General features: G+C 39.6%; 22 protein-coding genes and 1 pseudogene. 4 read left to right on the forward strand and 19 right to left on the reverse strand.

Features of this window, described 5'->3' with window-relative positions:
• The first annotated feature begins 3 nt into the window (after window positions 1-3).
• Window positions 4-306: a DsrE family protein gene (locus tag I1A42_RS19655; protein WP_196124579.1), complete on the forward strand. Its 303-nt coding sequence runs from the start codon at window positions 4-6 to the stop codon at window positions 304-306.
• A 146-nt stretch (window positions 307-452) separates the two neighbouring features.
• Here I1A42_RS19655 and I1A42_RS19660 read toward each other — a convergent pair whose 3' ends face one another.
• The 8 genes from I1A42_RS19660 to I1A42_RS19695 all read right to left on the reverse strand — a co-directional run bounded on the left by I1A42_RS19660 (window position 453) and on the right by I1A42_RS19695 (window position 4,827).
• Entirely contained in the window at window positions 453-758 is a 306-nt protein-coding gene (locus I1A42_RS19660) for a hypothetical protein (protein WP_196124581.1), read from the reverse strand.
• A 131-nt stretch (window positions 759-889) separates the two neighbouring features.
• Entirely contained in the window at window positions 890-1,309 is a 420-nt protein-coding gene (locus tag I1A42_RS19665) for an NUDIX domain-containing protein (protein ID WP_196124583.1), read from the reverse strand.
• Between the two features lie 57 nt (window positions 1,310-1,366).
• Window positions 1,367-2,365, reverse strand: a complete 999-nt coding sequence (gene pip / locus I1A42_RS19670; protein WP_196124585.1) for a prolyl aminopeptidase — start codon at window positions 2,363-2,365, stop codon at window positions 1,367-1,369.
• A gap of 123 nt (window positions 2,366-2,488) precedes the next feature.
• Window positions 2,489-3,067: an O-methyltransferase gene (locus I1A42_RS19675; protein ID WP_196124587.1), complete on the reverse strand. Its 579-nt coding sequence runs from the start codon at window positions 3,065-3,067 to the stop codon at window positions 2,489-2,491.
• Window positions 3,068-3,158: 91 nt separating this feature from the next.
• Entirely contained in the window at window positions 3,159-3,734 is a 576-nt protein-coding gene (locus I1A42_RS19680; protein ID WP_196124589.1) for a histidine phosphatase family protein, read from the reverse strand.
• A gap of 89 nt (window positions 3,735-3,823) precedes the next feature.
• A complete protein-coding gene (locus I1A42_RS19685) occupies window positions 3,824-4,309 on the reverse strand; it encodes a GNAT family N-acetyltransferase (RefSeq protein ID WP_196124591.1) in 486 nt (161 codons plus the stop codon).
• Window positions 4,299-4,463, reverse strand: a complete 165-nt coding sequence (locus I1A42_RS19690) for a hypothetical protein (RefSeq protein WP_161158630.1) — start codon at window positions 4,461-4,463, stop codon at window positions 4,299-4,301. The genes I1A42_RS19685 and I1A42_RS19690 overlap by 11 nt, the downstream gene beginning before the upstream one ends.
• The gene (locus I1A42_RS19695) at window positions 4,447-4,827 is read right to left on the reverse strand and encodes a nuclear transport factor 2 family protein (RefSeq protein WP_196124593.1); all 381 of its coding nucleotides are present in this window, start codon (window positions 4,825-4,827) and stop codon (window positions 4,447-4,449) included. The genes I1A42_RS19690 and I1A42_RS19695 overlap by 17 nt, the downstream gene beginning before the upstream one ends.
• Before the next feature lie 155 nt (window positions 4,828-4,982).
• On the opposite strand from I1A42_RS19695, the gene I1A42_RS19700 reads away from it, so the two are divergent.
• The gene (locus I1A42_RS19700; protein ID WP_068717367.1) at window positions 4,983-5,231 is read left to right on the forward strand and encodes a type II toxin-antitoxin system Phd/YefM family antitoxin; all 249 of its coding nucleotides are present in this window, start codon (window positions 4,983-4,985) and stop codon (window positions 5,229-5,231) included.
• Window positions 5,221-5,496, forward strand: coding sequence for a type II toxin-antitoxin system RelE family toxin (locus I1A42_RS19705; protein WP_196124595.1), 276 nt, complete (start codon window positions 5,221-5,223; stop codon window positions 5,494-5,496). Before I1A42_RS19700 ends, I1A42_RS19705 begins: the two co-directional genes overlap by 11 nt.
• 46 nt (window positions 5,497-5,542) lie before the next feature.
• On the opposite strand, the gene I1A42_RS19710 is transcribed toward I1A42_RS19705, so the two are convergent.
• The 10 genes from I1A42_RS19710 to I1A42_RS19760 all read right to left on the reverse strand — a co-directional run bounded on the left by I1A42_RS19710 (window position 5,543) and on the right by I1A42_RS19760 (window position 11,699).
• Window positions 5,543-6,049, reverse strand: coding sequence for a P-loop NTPase family protein (locus I1A42_RS19710; RefSeq protein ID WP_196124597.1), 507 nt, complete (start codon window positions 6,047-6,049; stop codon window positions 5,543-5,545).
• 123 nt (window positions 6,050-6,172) lie between these two features.
• Window positions 6,173-6,544, reverse strand: coding sequence for a hypothetical protein (locus tag I1A42_RS19715; RefSeq protein ID WP_196124598.1), 372 nt, complete (start codon window positions 6,542-6,544; stop codon window positions 6,173-6,175).
• 114 nt (window positions 6,545-6,658) lie between these two features.
• Complete coding sequence (locus I1A42_RS19720; RefSeq protein WP_196124600.1) at window positions 6,659-7,003, reverse strand: hypothetical protein; 345 nt, start codon at window positions 7,001-7,003, stop codon at window positions 6,659-6,661.
• 138 nt (window positions 7,004-7,141) lie between these two features.
• Window positions 7,142-7,834, reverse strand: coding sequence for a M24 family metallopeptidase (locus I1A42_RS19725; RefSeq protein ID WP_230389669.1), 693 nt, complete (start codon window positions 7,832-7,834; stop codon window positions 7,142-7,144).
• Window positions 7,835-7,952: 118 nt separating this feature from the next.
• On the reverse strand, window positions 7,953-8,447 hold the full coding sequence (locus tag I1A42_RS19730) for a hypothetical protein (protein WP_196124602.1): 495 nt from the start codon (window positions 8,445-8,447) through the stop codon (window positions 7,953-7,955).
• A 102-nt stretch (window positions 8,448-8,549) separates the two neighbouring features.
• Window positions 8,550-8,927 carry a hypothetical protein gene (locus I1A42_RS19735; protein WP_196124604.1) on the reverse strand — a complete coding sequence of 126 codons (378 nt, stop codon included), beginning with the start codon at window positions 8,925-8,927 and terminating at the stop codon, window positions 8,550-8,552.
• A 435-nt stretch (window positions 8,928-9,362) separates the two neighbouring features.
• Window positions 9,363-9,728, reverse strand: a complete 366-nt coding sequence (locus I1A42_RS19745; RefSeq protein ID WP_196124608.1) for a cell wall assembly protein — start codon at window positions 9,726-9,728, stop codon at window positions 9,363-9,365.
• Window positions 9,729-9,875: 147 nt separating this feature from the next.
• Window positions 9,876-10,559, reverse strand: coding sequence for a hypothetical protein (locus tag I1A42_RS19750; RefSeq protein WP_196124610.1), 684 nt, complete (start codon window positions 10,557-10,559; stop codon window positions 9,876-9,878).
• A gap of 157 nt (window positions 10,560-10,716) precedes the next feature.
• On the reverse strand, window positions 10,717-11,124 hold the full coding sequence (locus I1A42_RS19755; protein WP_196124612.1) for a hypothetical protein: 408 nt from the start codon (window positions 11,122-11,124) through the stop codon (window positions 10,717-10,719).
• Window positions 11,125-11,231: 107 nt separating this feature from the next.
• Complete coding sequence (locus I1A42_RS19760) at window positions 11,232-11,699, reverse strand: hypothetical protein (protein WP_196124614.1); 468 nt, start codon at window positions 11,697-11,699, stop codon at window positions 11,232-11,234.
• A 350-nt stretch (window positions 11,700-12,049) separates the two neighbouring features.
• Here I1A42_RS19760 and I1A42_RS19765 point away from each other — a divergent pair.
• Window positions 12,050-12,910 (forward strand): annotated as a pseudogene (locus I1A42_RS19765) (IS110 family RNA-guided transposase); the annotation flags it as partial.
• A 17-nt stretch (window positions 12,911-12,927) separates the two neighbouring features.
• Here the strand turns inward: I1A42_RS19765 and I1A42_RS19770 are convergent.
• A complete protein-coding gene (locus I1A42_RS19770; RefSeq protein ID WP_196124618.1) occupies window positions 12,928-14,055 on the reverse strand; it encodes an ISAs1 family transposase in 1,128 nt (375 codons plus the stop codon).
• Window positions 14,056-14,082: the final 27 nt, after the last annotated feature.

The following is a 14,082-nucleotide window of genomic DNA, read 5'->3' on the forward strand; positions in this document are numbered from 1 at the left end:
ATTATGGCAGCAACTCAATTGCTGATTCACGCGCCCACTGAAGACGCTCTCAAACGTGCACAAAATAATGCTCGTAATTTGCTTAAGCTCGAAAACGATGCCCAAGTCGAGATCATCGTTAATGGCCCTGCGGCTAAAACTGCAGTAACAATTACCGACTCTGACATTGTCTCCCGTTTAGTGTTGTGTGGTAACAGCTTAAAAGCGCAAGAACTCGCTGCTCAAGCAGAAGCCAAAGTTGTTGATGCCGCAGTGCAATACCTCGCCCATAAACAATCTCAAGGATGGGCCTATATCCGCGCTTGAGTATAAACATATTGGCATCAAAAAAGCCCTTAGATGCGCGCTAGCACCTAAGGGCTTTCTTTATTATAGAATAGAGTTCTGCTATTCGACTTTACCAAATCTCTGATAATGCCTATTTGGCATGAACGACACAGCAAATTGCATAATTAAAAAAATTCCAATATCAAACTCAACACAATGGGTGAATAAATAGTTAATTGAGAATATCGAGTATTAGCAACTTTTTTAACATTAATGACGATAATAACCATTAACCAAACAGCACCTGCAGCATAGGCCATATTATTTTCCAAATGATTATAGTGCTGAAAAAGTTCTGCCACTTCTACTACATCATTGTCGTTTATTATCTTCAAATTATGTATTTTATCATCGGCTAAAAATCCATAGTATTTAGACCAGCAGATTAAAATAAATTGAATTACCAATGTCGATATTGAAAATATTTTCATTATTGTTGAGTGCTTTCCTTTCTATCCAGTTAGTTCAGCAATGCGCTAAGCCAATGCAGCATTTAGTTATCTCTATTTAAACAACTTTTAAGCTCTCAACTGTTTCTTCAGTGTAAACTTTTCCTTGTTTGTTAGATTCGGGCTTCAGTTACCAAAGAAATTACTATAATTTGAGCCTCAACAGGAACGAGATCTAGCTGGCTTAAGTCATTCAGTTTTACCCAAGTTAGTTCATATCGATTAGAGCAATTTTGAGCCTCAAATTCTGGGCTTTGCCGTGATAATTTAGGTGTAAAAAAAGGCACATTAACAAGAAAGAAATGCTCCTTTCGCCCACGATTTACGACTGAAAAAATGGCTTCTTGATTACTTATTTCCAAAGAGGTTTCTTCGAAAACTTCGCGAACTATAGCTTGCGTAAGTGACTCATTTGACTCGACTCCACCTCCGGGAAAAACCCAATAAATTCGACCATCTTTAATACGTTTTATGAGCAGAATTTCAGAATGTTTTTGATTTACCAATAATGCGCTAACTCTCGGTTTTTGCATTTTATCTCCTACGGAATAGCGCTACATAACTAACTGATAGTTAGCGTGACATTTAGACTAAAAGAGGGTTCGAAACCTATCTAGAGCAGCCGTCATCGCTTCAGAAAATCCCATGCCACCGTGGCCAGCCCCTTCCAGTATCCATAAGTCACTTTTCGGCCAAGCGCGATGTAAATTCAAGGCAACATCCATCGGTCCAGATATATCCCACCGACCATGGATTAAAACCGCAGGTATGTCCGCTAATCGGGACATTCCAGCCATCAATTCACCATCGGCCAAAAAGCAACCTCGGCTCCAGTAGTGCGTAACTAGCCGAGAAAAAATAAGACTAAATTGGGGATCACAATAGCGTAATGAGGGTTCCCAGCCAGGCATGAGTGAAACATGCGTATCCTCCCATCGGCACCACTCAAGAGCAGCCTGTTGATAGATAACAGGGTTTGAATCGGCTAAGAGTCTTGCGTATGCAGCACATAAATCACCTTCTCTTTCCGCCTCAGGTAAGAACGAACAAAAACGCTCCCACTCACGTGGAAAGATTCGTCCCATATCCTTTGTGATCCAATCTATTTCACGACGCGTCCCCATTGTTACCGACCCTAAGACCATCGCGATGACTCGATTAGGATAACGTTGTGCATAGACAAGGCCAAGCGTCACTCCCCAGGAACCACCAACGACAACCCATTTATCAATCTTGAGATACTCGCGCAGTGCTTCAATATCAGCCACGAGGTGATCGGTCGTATTCACTCTCAGATCCGCGTTAGGCTCAGAAACAAGTGGAACACTACGCCCACAACCTCGCTGATCGAACAGTACCGCGCGATATGCTTTAGGGTCGAAATAACGCCGAGAACCAGGCCCACAACCACTACCCGGTCCACCGTGAAGGTATATTACCGGCCCCCCTTCTGGGTTACCAACCTCTTCCCAATAGATGCAGTGACCATCACCGACATCTAGCATCCCCGAATTAAACGGTTCTATGGGGGGATAACGTTTTTTGATTAATTCAGATGCTTCAAAGCGTTCTTTTTCAATATCTTCCATACCACTTGTACCATATGTATATACACTATAACGCCAAGATAAGCTGTATTGCACTTAATCAACAATAAAAACCAAACCTAGTAAAAATGGGACAAGATAAAACGCATCTGATGCAGTGCCTTGTTACGCGACTTTCACGCACATGACTATACCTGTGGACCAACATAGCTTCGCAATAGCGAGATCGTCACGCTGTGATAAGTGATCGATTAAACGTTGAATTTTACTATTGTGTTCTTCTGACCAATCCGCGCGAATTTTCATATCATCAATAATGTAGAAGCCGCCAATTTTAAGACAAGCTAGAGCTTCGTTTAGGTAATAGTACTTACCTGGCCAAGTATCAGCGAATATTAGATCGACCGATAATGGCGGAATGCGATCAATAACGTCCTCTCCATCAGATAGAACAATATCAACTCGTGGATCGGAGTTAAGATAGTGACAAGCAATTTCGATATTTTCGGCCGAGTTATCCACCGTAATTAACGTTGAATCTGCCGACATTCCATGTAAAAGCCATGAAGTACATAACCCCGTACCAGTTCCCAACTCTAACAAACTCCCCGATTGCTTACTGGCGGCTAAAGCCGATAGAAACGAACCGATGGGTAACTCTGATAACTGAGGAAAACCAATGTCCTGTGTTGCTTTCAATATCTTTTCATATTGTTTTGGGTAAACTTCTACTGTTTCATTCATACAAACCTCCTTGTAACCTAATGACGCTAAGCAAGCAGCACTTTTCTTGCTGCCTGAACAAACCGATTACGTTAAACCACATACACCCAACTTATTCGTGTTTGTTGGTTCGTATTGTTATATTTACTAGTTCTATCGTGCCCCAAAAACCTTTACTCTTTTGCTGAATGTGCCAGCCCCTACGCTTCAATTCTTTGGCAACAAAACGATTTGTGAGTCCATGACCAAATACGGTTATATGGCTATTTTTATACGTTTGTTCTACAAGAAGATCAACTGCAGATAATATTCTCCGTCGACCAACTTTAAATGATTCGCTCTTACCTGATATTCCCAAAAACCAACAAATTCTAGATAGAATAAGCCAATGATCAACGGATATGAAAAAAGGTAATTTTAATCTTGGAATATCCATTTCCCTCAGCTCTCTCAGCACCAAATCTGGCGACCTACCTGCACATAATTCAGCAGAATGTTGAGCGCGATTTAAGTCACTAGAAACCGTATAACTACCATTAATTCTTTTATACAATTCTTCTGAAGGTCTACTACTCGAAAGAACCAATGAACGATTATAGGCTCTAACCCAATTAGCAAAACCTACTGCACTCACCTTTGGATTCGCACTTGCCTTTGGTTTTCCATGCCGTACTAATGTAATTTTCAAAAAGACTCCAGAGTGTCATGTAAACATTACGCCGCATAAGATTTGGGGCCCCAAATTCGTGACAGAACAAGGGCAATTGCCACGTCTTGTTAATCGCACATTGCCCAACGAAAATATGGGCGTTGAGCATCCATTCGCTCAACTTCTGCGCCTAACTTCTTGTAGAATTCATGTGCTTTGGTGTTGTATGGACTCGCTGTCCATGAAATATGAGAAATTAGCGATTTTTCTGCTTCTGTTTTCAAAGCATACATAAGTTTAGCGCCATATCCCTTTGATCGATGTTCACCCATGATTAGCAAGTCATCAAGCCAAATTGACGGCTCACCCCGGAACGAAGAATAGCGATAATGAAATAAGGCAAAACCCTCAACATTGCCATCGACTTCCAATAACAACGCGTGAGCAAACGGATATTCCCCAAATAAGGTTCGCTCTATCTTCTCTTTAGTCGTGGATATTTTGCCGTCGAACCCTTTCATACTACGGTCAAACTCTGCTTTGTGTTCAATAAGCTCTAGTAACTTACTGGCATCTTGCTTGAGCGCTTTCCTTACATTCACTTTATTCTCCATAACTAAAATTACTGCTTGTCGGTAACACAGCAAACAGTGTCGCTGACTCTACTTGCACAGCAGCACCTAACCATTTCACCTGTGAGTATTTGACGTTAAACAGCACTCGCTTAATTAAACGTATCTGCTGCGCCTTATTAAGCAGTAATGACACTCGAATGGGCAGCTATTACTTCCCAGTGATTATCTTTAATATTTTGCCAAACTCGAGTGAAGCGAAATGTCCCGTTTGCAGGATGACCATCATAATTGCCACAGATTGTTACCTTAGCAATCACAACAGCCGTATCCACTTGTAATTTGATCTGCTGCTCATCGACCGAAATATTAGATATATGCAGTACACCTGATTTATGCGCATCTAAATCGTCTTTTTTGCCGAGAACCTGACCTAAATGATTTATAAAAATCAAATGAGATGACAACAACTTGTCCAAAGCAACTGTGTCAGATTCCAGCATTGCTTTACACAATAATTCTTCCGAATTTCGAATTTGGATTTCCCTGATGTTTTCCACCGCTGCTCCTTTTACTGTTTAACGACTCACTCGATTACGCGCTACGCAAGAAGTGAAGTAAACAAATGACTTAAAACCACAACTGATGCGCCTTGTTATACCGTTTCACCTAAGCTAAAATGACCACATAAAAGACCATTTAAAGGGCCTTTGAAATGACCACCAGAATCTTAGCTGATGTTGCTGCAAGCATTACTGAATTAAAAGCTAATCCAATGAAAGTTGCTACCAGTGCTTATGGTCAACCTGTCGCTGTTCTTAACCGAAATGAACCTGCTTTCTATTGCGTTCCTGCTGAAGCTTACGAAATGATGATGGATAAACTCGAAGATCTAGAATTACTATCCATTGCAAAAGAACGCGAGTCTGAAGAAAGCATCTCGGTAAACCTTGATGATTTATAAGTTAAATTTTAAAAAATCTGCCCTTAAGGAATGGAAGAAACTCGGTTCTACCTTGCAGGAGCAATTTAAGAAAAAATTAGCCGAAAGGTTAACTACCCCTCATGTACCAGCTTCAAAATTATCTGGAGCTGATAACATGTATAAAATTAAACTCCGCCAATCAGGTTATCGTTTAGTTTACAAAGTCGAAGATGACGTCATCGTAGTCACCGTTTTAGCTGTTGGAAAACGTGAGCGAAGCGAACACAAACGATGCGGAGTGTAAGCTGTCCAGCCCACAAAGTGAGCGATGCTGATTGGCCTTGTTATATTTACCCACCGCTCTTACCCACTGAAGCTTTGATACTAGCAATAAGGCTTTCTAGATCCGTTACCTTATTAAGCACAATACCTTTTTTATGCTCCAAAGATTTTAAAATGATTGGTTTTGCTAAGTATGGAAACATCCAAATTAACTTTAGCAACCTTGGAATCATTCGGATTTCAGGACAGTTAGATGGAAGCTCCGGACGAGATTTAAACATATAGGAAACATTGCGCTTAAAACAGCGAAATATACAGATATGCCTCGGTACATCGAGAAATATTACATAGTCTGCGCTTTCTCTAACCGTTTTCGACACACCTTCAATTATCCACTGGTTTTGATTAATTAGCTGCTGCTCGCCTATAGCCCGCTCCTCTTTTGAAGTGGCAACCCACCCCTCTTTCCAAACCACACTATCCAAACTATCGACAGGTATTCCGAGAGTATGGCCTAATTTCTTTGCCAATGTCGTTTTTCCTGAACCTGCATTCCCTGTGATATGTAGCTTCATGCTTCCTCAAAAATATAACGCCCACTTCAGCTGCGCCAAAAAAGAGTGAACTTGTGGTGGTGTTTGGACGTAGTGAGTTACACAAAAAACACGGAAGATTTGTTATCAGCCTGCAAGCGCTTATTATGTGTTTGTTATACCCAAACTTAGTGAGTCATATAGCGAAACGTACTGCGTGAACTTTCCTACATTTTCTGGTGTAGCTTCCATTATTGGAGAACTATCGTCGAAAGGTGAATAAAGCAGGCCTCTTGGATCTGTTTTCACCGATGCAACGTACTTTTTGTTTGGTTCTATGGGTTGATAGGCAATCTCGTATTCTTTACTTTTTGCAATTCGTGAAAAACCAACCGTGCCCGTAGAAGCGATACCTGGCATATTCAAACATTCGTGAATAGAGATCTCATGTAACTCATAAATGTCGTCGCCAACTCTCAATTCAACAAATGACCGAGATGAGAAAATAACGATATCAACTCTGTCGTTTAGATTCATAAACCACCATATTACAAAAACACATGACGCCAAATTATTGTGTCATAAACAATAAACTTGCTTGAAGTTAAAGCGCCAGGCGTTGTGAATCACTCTTAAATTGTATGTGCAAACTCAAAACTCGGAGTAACGTAGCCTTGGTTTAGGGTTAAAATACACAAGAAAGTCATTATTTTCAGTTTCTTTGGAGAAATAAACTCTTATAACCTGTTCTGCTCCCCATGCTTGGAAAGTAATCGAAGAAACATTTTCTTTAAATACCTCAAAAACGACCACTTCATCTTGAACCAGTTTCACGTTCACTGAACAGTTACAAAATGGTGAATGAGTAAAGGTTAAGCTATCTCCATTATCGTACTGGATTATAAATGAGAATTGTCCATCATCATGACTGTACTCTTCAGGCCAACCGAAGCCTCTTTCAAAAAAATCCAATTCATCTGGAAATTCATAATTCAAGTGCGCGACCTCTTATCATTGAACTTGTACATAACGCTGAGCTAACACGAGCCCAACCGGGAGCGGAACGTAGTGGCTAAAATGGCCGCAGGCCAGCCACGAAGAGGAGCGGAGGTTGGGCTTCATGTTGAGCTTTTGTTAGAGCTCGCATGGCGCCCCATTTTCGTCAAAATAATAGATATTTTCGTGTTTAAAGCCCCACTTGCCGCCGATCAGCTTAATATGCGGCTCAAATGTAAAGAACTTTACACACCCAATTTCCTGGGAACAGTCTTTATCGATAAAACGCCTTTTTGACGGTTCGACTTCAATGCTATGACCTAAATTACCTAAAAAGTCCAAATTCTTGAAGCCGCTCTCTTGAATTAGATTGTTCCCAAATTCATATAACTCTGAAAATTTTGTGTCAGGTGTTAAAAATTCTTTCATTTTTTTATGCAAGAACCGCTGGACGTCATGACCATCGCTAAACTCTTTTGAGATTGGATTTAGTGAGCAAACACCGTCCTCGACATAATACGAACGAGCGCAATCACCCCAGACATCACCTATCATCGGGCTTAAATCAACGGTGATCAAATTGTACTCCCCTACGAACTCTCTAGATGGGAGATAATCTCTTCCTGATATAGAAAGACAGCTTCTCGAACCAAGGATCACAAAAGCAGGCACGTTATGATACCAAGTATCGGTAACCCCCTTTTCTTTAAGAAGATCCATGGCCGACTTTGATATTGAAGATTCCGTCGAATAAGGGCTTATAAAATCTCTAAGCTCATTATGAACCTCCTTCGCAATTGCTTGAACCCTTCTATACTGCTCAATATTCATTATCACTCCATACCGCTCTAACGTCTAATTCAATGGTGCATGTACACCACTATTACAACAAACAAGTAACTTCAAACCAAGAATGCCAGACGTTATATGCATCCATTGCAATTTTTTGTTAAATTCGTTCTAACGTATACATGCCCAATTTTCTAATATCATTGAGTAGAGGCTCGATAGGCTGTCGACACTTAAAATACAACCAACATGTATCGTCATAGTCTTGCATGATAACTGCATTATATTCTGGAATTACGAGCTTTAAATTACCAGCAACCGAAGACCTAGATAGCCGACGGACAAACAAAGAACTGTTTCTTGGTTCCTTAAATATTAACCGACTAACAGATCTGTATTTGTACTGGTAGCACGTAACGTCCTTCGCGAGAAAGCTATAAAACGACTTCCAACGTAGGTCAATATCAATTTGTTGGTCTAACGAGCGATTAGTAAAATATTGCTCAAATTCTTCACGTGTTAACCAATGATCAAATACTGTAATCGCAATACATTGCCAGCCTTCAATGTTCTCTTTCGTTTTATTCTCTAGCTCTGCATAGACTAACTTTAAGCTATTATGCAACTCTTTTGATACACTTCGAAAAGCTCTCATTATTCCTCTAGAATTTAACGCTGAGAACAGTTGCAAAATATTTGGCGCGTCATTTTGCTCTGCAAAATGCGTGACAATTATTTTTTCAATTGCTTCGTCTTGTTAGGCGTTTGATTGCACACAACTTGAAGATATTGCCAATATAATAAATTGAAGGGTATCTGCATCATGACTTGTGTGAAATAATGCGACCTCTCCACCAAACCCATTCCACCATGCAATTCTTACTGATGATTCTGTTGCATCGAAATAATTATTAGGCTCCGGAGCATCAGAAGAGGTGATAGAACCATCGCCTTGATATATTGGTTCACCTAATTCTTTAATCAATACCTGACTCGTATGATTAAAAATTTCTGAGAGATCTTCTTCCGTATTGGCAATACAAATCGAATCAGACCAAGCTCCCAATGACGCTAAGCAAGTTTCTCGCTCCGCTTTATCTTGGATAAGTAAGTCTTCTAACGCTTTAAAATTCACACAGCTAACCTTAATAAAAAAGGACTCGATTCACATATCCTACTATTAGTAAAAATCATCACAAACTAATACTTGTTTTAAATAGTCGATAAATTTTCCATCTTCTATATTGAAGAAGTCATAACCAACTTTTTGTAAACCATCACTATCAGTTTCAATGATTTTGCCGATATTTCGATTTTTTTTGGGAAAATCCACTCTGTAAGTCATATATTAATTGGTTAAATCTCAAATCAGGGTTCCTCATCCAAATCTGATTTAAAAGTGTTAATAATTCTTCTATCCTTTTTGGATCTCTCACGGAATCACCTAACTAAAAAGACGCCTAACGCTGAGCTAAGCAGTGCACCCACTTCACTTATAATAAAAACACAAGCTTAAAACAAAGTGCGCGAAGTAAAAATGCATCTGATTCAGCGACTTGTTAGGCGCTGACTAGAAATCCAGTTGGCCACTTACTATACCTGTACTCTCCGGTGTCTCAATTTCTTTTGATGAAAAGCTAGATTTGAAACTAGCGGTATCATCCCATTGAAAATTAATCCCTCGAGCATCATTTATAGAAATAATGCTACCATCATCAATTTTTATGCAGAATAAATCATGCCAATCACCATAAAATGGGATGAGATTATCTGATATATCCCATTCTTCTCTTTTCCCTATTCCATCTACAATTTCATCCCAGCTCCAAAAATAAAGAGATAATGAAATCAAATTATCTCCTTCATATATAGATGGGTAATCTGAAGCTAACCTTTCAATAGATTGCAAGAAATCTTTATATTTCTCGATGCTCATACCTTCCGCCTAACGCTGAGCTCAGTTGCAAAAATATCTGGCGCTACATTTTGGGTACCAAAATTCGTGACAGGTATTTTTGTCAATTGAAGCAACTTGTTAAAAAGCTTTACTCATCCCCCTAAGACATGGAAAAACTGAGCACTTTCACAACAAACCATGCACTTGCGTTTTTACCAATTCATTCAATGAAGAATCTTCAATGGCTGTTGACTTTGAAAGCAATTCTTCAAATATTTTTTGTTCATGCTCATCTAAGTAATAACGAGTAATAAATGTTCTATAAAATGAGCAATTAGGTAAATCAGCGGAGTAATGTAAACACCATTTATCATTTTCAACTGACAAAATGACTTCTAGAAAACTTTCACATTCAACGCCGCTAATATAATAGTAATTGTCAAAATGATAATGGCAAAAATCATGAGCATCTTCCCATTTCAATCTATGGATTGGTCCCATATACGGCAAAGGCGAAGAAAGTACTTTTACTTGTCTACTAAAAAAGTCAACTAAACGAATTTTCTCATTCAAGTGGAAATCAAAAGTCATTTTATCAGTACTTACATTACATATATCACCTTTCAATACATAAGAACGTAATATTTCTGATGGTCTTAAATCATCCCACATATTTTGCTCTGAATGTGGAGGTTTCCACAAGATTAAAACTGAGCCAAACCCAACATAATCTTCTTCTTGAGATAATTGAATCTTATAACTTTGACCAATTTTAGGTAGGATTTCATTCAATTCGATAATTGACTTATTACTCAACTCCCAGCAAAGGTCTGCCCAGTGCATTGACTGCACCACTAACTGTGATTCCATTCAATCTCTCAATTTGATTTTTCTTGTGGTTCATATGCTATCAGTTATCAACGAATCTGACAGCTTTTTAACGCTGAGCACAGTTGCAAAAATGCATGGCGCTACATTTTGGGTACCAAAATTCGTGACATGTATTTTTGTCAATTGATGCGACTTGTTAGGCATATGGTGTACCAGCTGCTACACCATCAATTTTTTCACTCGGATCTGTTTCCATTAGATACAAATCCCAACATTCTTTCACAAATACTTCCCTAGCTTTGTCCAATGATTCATGTTGACTAAATGCGTTAAAATGACCGCGTTCTCCATAACCAAATAGCCATTTTCCATTTTCTTCGACGATATAAAATTTATCGTTACCGCCACTGACACCTTCCTCTAAGATGCTTTGAGGAATACCAAATTCCTTTACATATTCCCACAGCTCTTGATAAGTCAACTCTAAAATAGACTTAGGATCGCCTTTTCTATACCAATCTGCTCCAAAGAAATCTGATAGCAAATAGGCTATTCTCATTTTCAAAATGGCTTTAATTAATTCTAATTTACTCGGAAGTTTCATTTAATATGCCTAACGCCGCAAACAGTGGCGCTTTCACAAATGCTGCAGCACATTTAAAACCTAAAACAACAAACGCCGAAGCGTTAAGCGTCCATTGATTTGCTTTGTTATGCTGTTTTGACAACTCGAAAGCTGATATGATTAAGTAAAATTGGCAACTTAGTTATACCAAAATCACCATTATCAACAGCATATAAAACTCCCTTATTGTCACCACTTATCGATATATATAAAGCCCCACTACCTAATTCCATTAGTGGCAATAATGTATTGCATTCAACGTAAGAATCATCGAGTTCAAAATGTTCTTTAAACTGTTCCAAATAACTTATGTATTCAAGTTGCTCAATTATTTCATTTTCATCAAAAACGGCTTCAATAACATCATTTATCTCACTACCATCATCAAGTTTATATGACAACAACGGAGATTTTCCGTTTTGATTTACAACTCGACCATTAAAATTACGAATAATTGATTTAATCGATTCATCAACAGAAAAGCCATAATACTCCTCTATTGTTGGAAATTTATCGTTATCAATCTTTATCGTATTGTGTACTTCTAGAATCAATTGTGATCACCTGATTGTGTGGCAGCATAACGCCCGCTTAAGTGGTGAGCAACGCTACCACTACACTCAATTATTACGCCTTAAACACAAAACTCACTGCAAACCAAAACCGCCAAGCGTTGCGAATCCGTCTTAAAGCGTTTGTATGGATAATAATTACCGATTTAGGGTAATGTGAGACCCAGGCTTTAGCTGCAACTAAAGCTTTCTATGTCGTAGTTCGATTGAACGTAGGCTCCTCTATTGAGAGACCGATAACAAGATGGAACACGACATAGGACTCCAAGCACCACACTCGAATAGTCTTCTGGGTCTCGAACCCGCATTATGCAAGCAAGAGTTAGCTTATTATGAATATAAACACACTTCAAAACATTAATGTCGGTGTTGATACCGGTAAATCACAACTTGATATCTACATTCGTCCTCTCGATATCTATTTTTCTGTTTCCAATGACAAAGCTGGTATCGATAAGGCCATTAAAAATATCAAAAAGTACTCTCCTCAACGCGTCGTTATCGAAGCAACTGGTCGTCTAGAAATGCCGTTTATTATGGCCTGTGCCGATGCAAAACTTCCCTATGTCATCGCCAATCCATTACACATAAAAAAGTTCGCTGGCGCTATTGGCAGAAAAGCAAAAAACGACCGACTTGATGCGGCGCTCATTGCCCACTTTGCTGAAGCCATCAAACCTAAACTCACGCAATTAAAACCAGAAAAAATACGATTAATGAGTGACTTAGTCGCTAGACGTAATCAGCTATTAGCGATGCAAACCATGGAGAAAAACCGACTTCAAATCATGCCTAAAGCATTAGCTTCATCGATTACCCCTGTACTGACTGCTTTCAAAAAACAAGTTCAAAAGATAGAAGAAAAAATCATTAAACTTATTGAACAATGCCCTGAATATACAGCGAAAAATGCCATACTTCAGAGCATGCCCGGCATTGGAAAAATCGCCGCTGCCTCTATCATCAGTAACGTCCCTGAGCTTGGATACATCACTAATAAACAGGCGGCCTCACTGATTGGCGTTGCCCCAATAACTAAAGAAAGCGGCAAGTACAAAGGCAAACGCATTATCCAAGGTGGTCGCCATCAAGTTCGCACCGTTCTCTTCATGGCAATGATGTCAGCCATGCAGTGTAACCCCGTTTTTAAGGCCACATATCAGCGGCTACTTGATGCTGGAAAGCCACGGAAACCGCATGAACATTCCCGTCATTCAAGGCTTCCGAGAACCTTACTTAGATAGTTTTCATCCATCGCGCAACGCATTCTCTTACGCTGGATACCACCTTTCGCACTCGTTTCTTGCTTCAATAAGTTAAAACAAGCTTGACGGATCCTCGATAATTCCTCGGCTCGATCATCTACTCTGATGCGGCATTTATCTTCTCTAAAACCCACGTCTAATTGCCAGTGCATTGACTCCACTAACCAATGACTTTTGCTCGCATTATGCAGTTCTTCTGCACTCAATTTTTTTGAGCTGATGTAGTAGCGAACTGACACCTCTTTCTCTGAAGCGTGCTCGCTTTCTTGTCTCACATTCACCATGATGCCCATGCTTTTCAATTCCGGCCATTCGTACTCAAGGTCACCTAACACACTCAAGTCTTCATTCACCAGTGCACATCGAGTCTCTGATCGACCATGACTTTTGTCCTGACTTGAGTAGCTATCGCCATCAAACTTCATCAACATCGAAGGCTTGTAGTAGTCGTTAAATGCCTGCTCTAAACTGCCTTGATTTCCCTTCACTGCCAGCAAGTAATCTGCACTTTTATCCACGATTTTCTGGGCTATTTTTCGTTGGCAACCCATCGCATCGATCGTGATTAAACAACCAGCAATATCTAACATTTCCAGTAGCTTAGGTATCTCTGTGATCTCGTTGGTTTTCTCGTTCACTTTGGATTGCGCCAAGCAAACACCATTCGCTGTCGCAAACACGTTAACCATATGGATCGCTTGATTACCTTTGGCTTTATTGTAAGACCCTCTCGCCGTCTTTCCATCCACCGCGACAACTTCGCCTTTCGTGAGATCATGACAGTCTTTCATCCAATCAATAAAGGCCGATTGGAACTCTTTCGGATTGAGTAAACCCACCACTCTTGCCACGGTATCGGCAGACGGAATACCCGCTGAAAAATCGCCATAATGATTGAGAAAATCTCGTCTCATTTCACCAAAATCAACAATGCCTTCCCATGTATCTTGTCCCGATAAAACACCACAAACCGTCAGCAAAATAATGTCTGATAATTTGTGCGTAACTTTGCCTGTTTGTCGGTAATCGGTTAAGGCTGAAAAATGCATAAATGGGTTCGCTAAATTGGTCATGAAAAGGCTCCGTTTTTTAATACGAAT

The organism is Vibrio nitrifigilis, assembly GCF_015686695.1.
GTDB lineage: Bacteria > Pseudomonadota > Gammaproteobacteria > Enterobacterales > Vibrionaceae > Vibrio > Vibrio nitrifigilis.

Excerpts from the sequence above, each read along its gene's own strand:
- I1A42_RS19685 (WP_196124591.1), bottom strand. The coding sequence starts at position 4,309 with ATGGAGAATAAAGTGAATGTAAGGAAAGCGCTCAAGCAAGATGCCAGT.
- I1A42_RS19700 (WP_068717367.1), top strand. The coding sequence starts at position 4,983 with ATGACCACCAGAATCTTAGCTGATGTTGCTGCAAGCATTACTGAATTA.
- I1A42_RS19710 (WP_196124597.1), bottom strand. The coding sequence starts at position 6,049 with ATGAAGCTACATATCACAGGGAATGCAGGTTCAGGAAAAACGACATTG.
- I1A42_RS19705 (WP_196124595.1), top strand. The coding sequence starts at position 5,221 with ATGATTTATAAGTTAAATTTTAAAAAATCTGCCCTTAAGGAATGGAAG.
- I1A42_RS19665 (WP_196124583.1), bottom strand. The coding sequence starts at position 1,309 with ATGCAAAAACCGAGAGTTAGCGCATTATTGGTAAATCAAAAACATTCT.
- I1A42_RS19675 (WP_196124587.1), bottom strand. The coding sequence starts at position 3,067 with ATGAATGAAACAGTAGAAGTTTACCCAAAACAATATGAAAAGATATTG.
- I1A42_RS19715 (WP_196124598.1), bottom strand. The coding sequence starts at position 6,544 with ATGAATCTAAACGACAGAGTTGATATCGTTATTTTCTCATCTCGGTCA.
- pip (WP_196124585.1), bottom strand. The coding sequence starts at position 2,365 with ATGGAAGATATTGAAAAAGAACGCTTTGAAGCATCTGAATTAATCAAA.
- I1A42_RS19770 (WP_196124618.1), bottom strand. The coding sequence starts at position 14,055 with ATGACCAATTTAGCGAACCCATTTATGCATTTTTCAGCCTTAACCGAT.
- I1A42_RS19660 (WP_196124581.1), bottom strand. The coding sequence starts at position 758 with ATGAAAATATTTTCAATATCGACATTGGTAATTCAATTTATTTTAATC.
- I1A42_RS19755 (WP_196124612.1), bottom strand. The coding sequence starts at position 11,124 with ATGAAACTTCCGAGTAAATTAGAATTAATTAAAGCCATTTTGAAAATG.
- I1A42_RS19655 (WP_196124579.1), top strand. The coding sequence starts at position 4 with ATGGCAGCAACTCAATTGCTGATTCACGCGCCCACTGAAGACGCTCTC.
- I1A42_RS19725 (WP_230389669.1), bottom strand. The coding sequence starts at position 7,834 with ATGAATATTGAGCAGTATAGAAGGGTTCAAGCAATTGCGAAGGAGGTT.
- I1A42_RS19730 (WP_196124602.1), bottom strand. The coding sequence starts at position 8,447 with ATGAGAGCTTTTCGAAGTGTATCAAAAGAGTTGCATAATAGCTTAAAG.
- I1A42_RS19745 (WP_196124608.1), bottom strand. The coding sequence starts at position 9,728 with ATGAGCATCGAGAAATATAAAGATTTCTTGCAATCTATTGAAAGGTTA.
- I1A42_RS19750 (WP_196124610.1), bottom strand. The coding sequence starts at position 10,559 with ATGGAATCACAGTTAGTGGTGCAGTCAATGCACTGGGCAGACCTTTGC.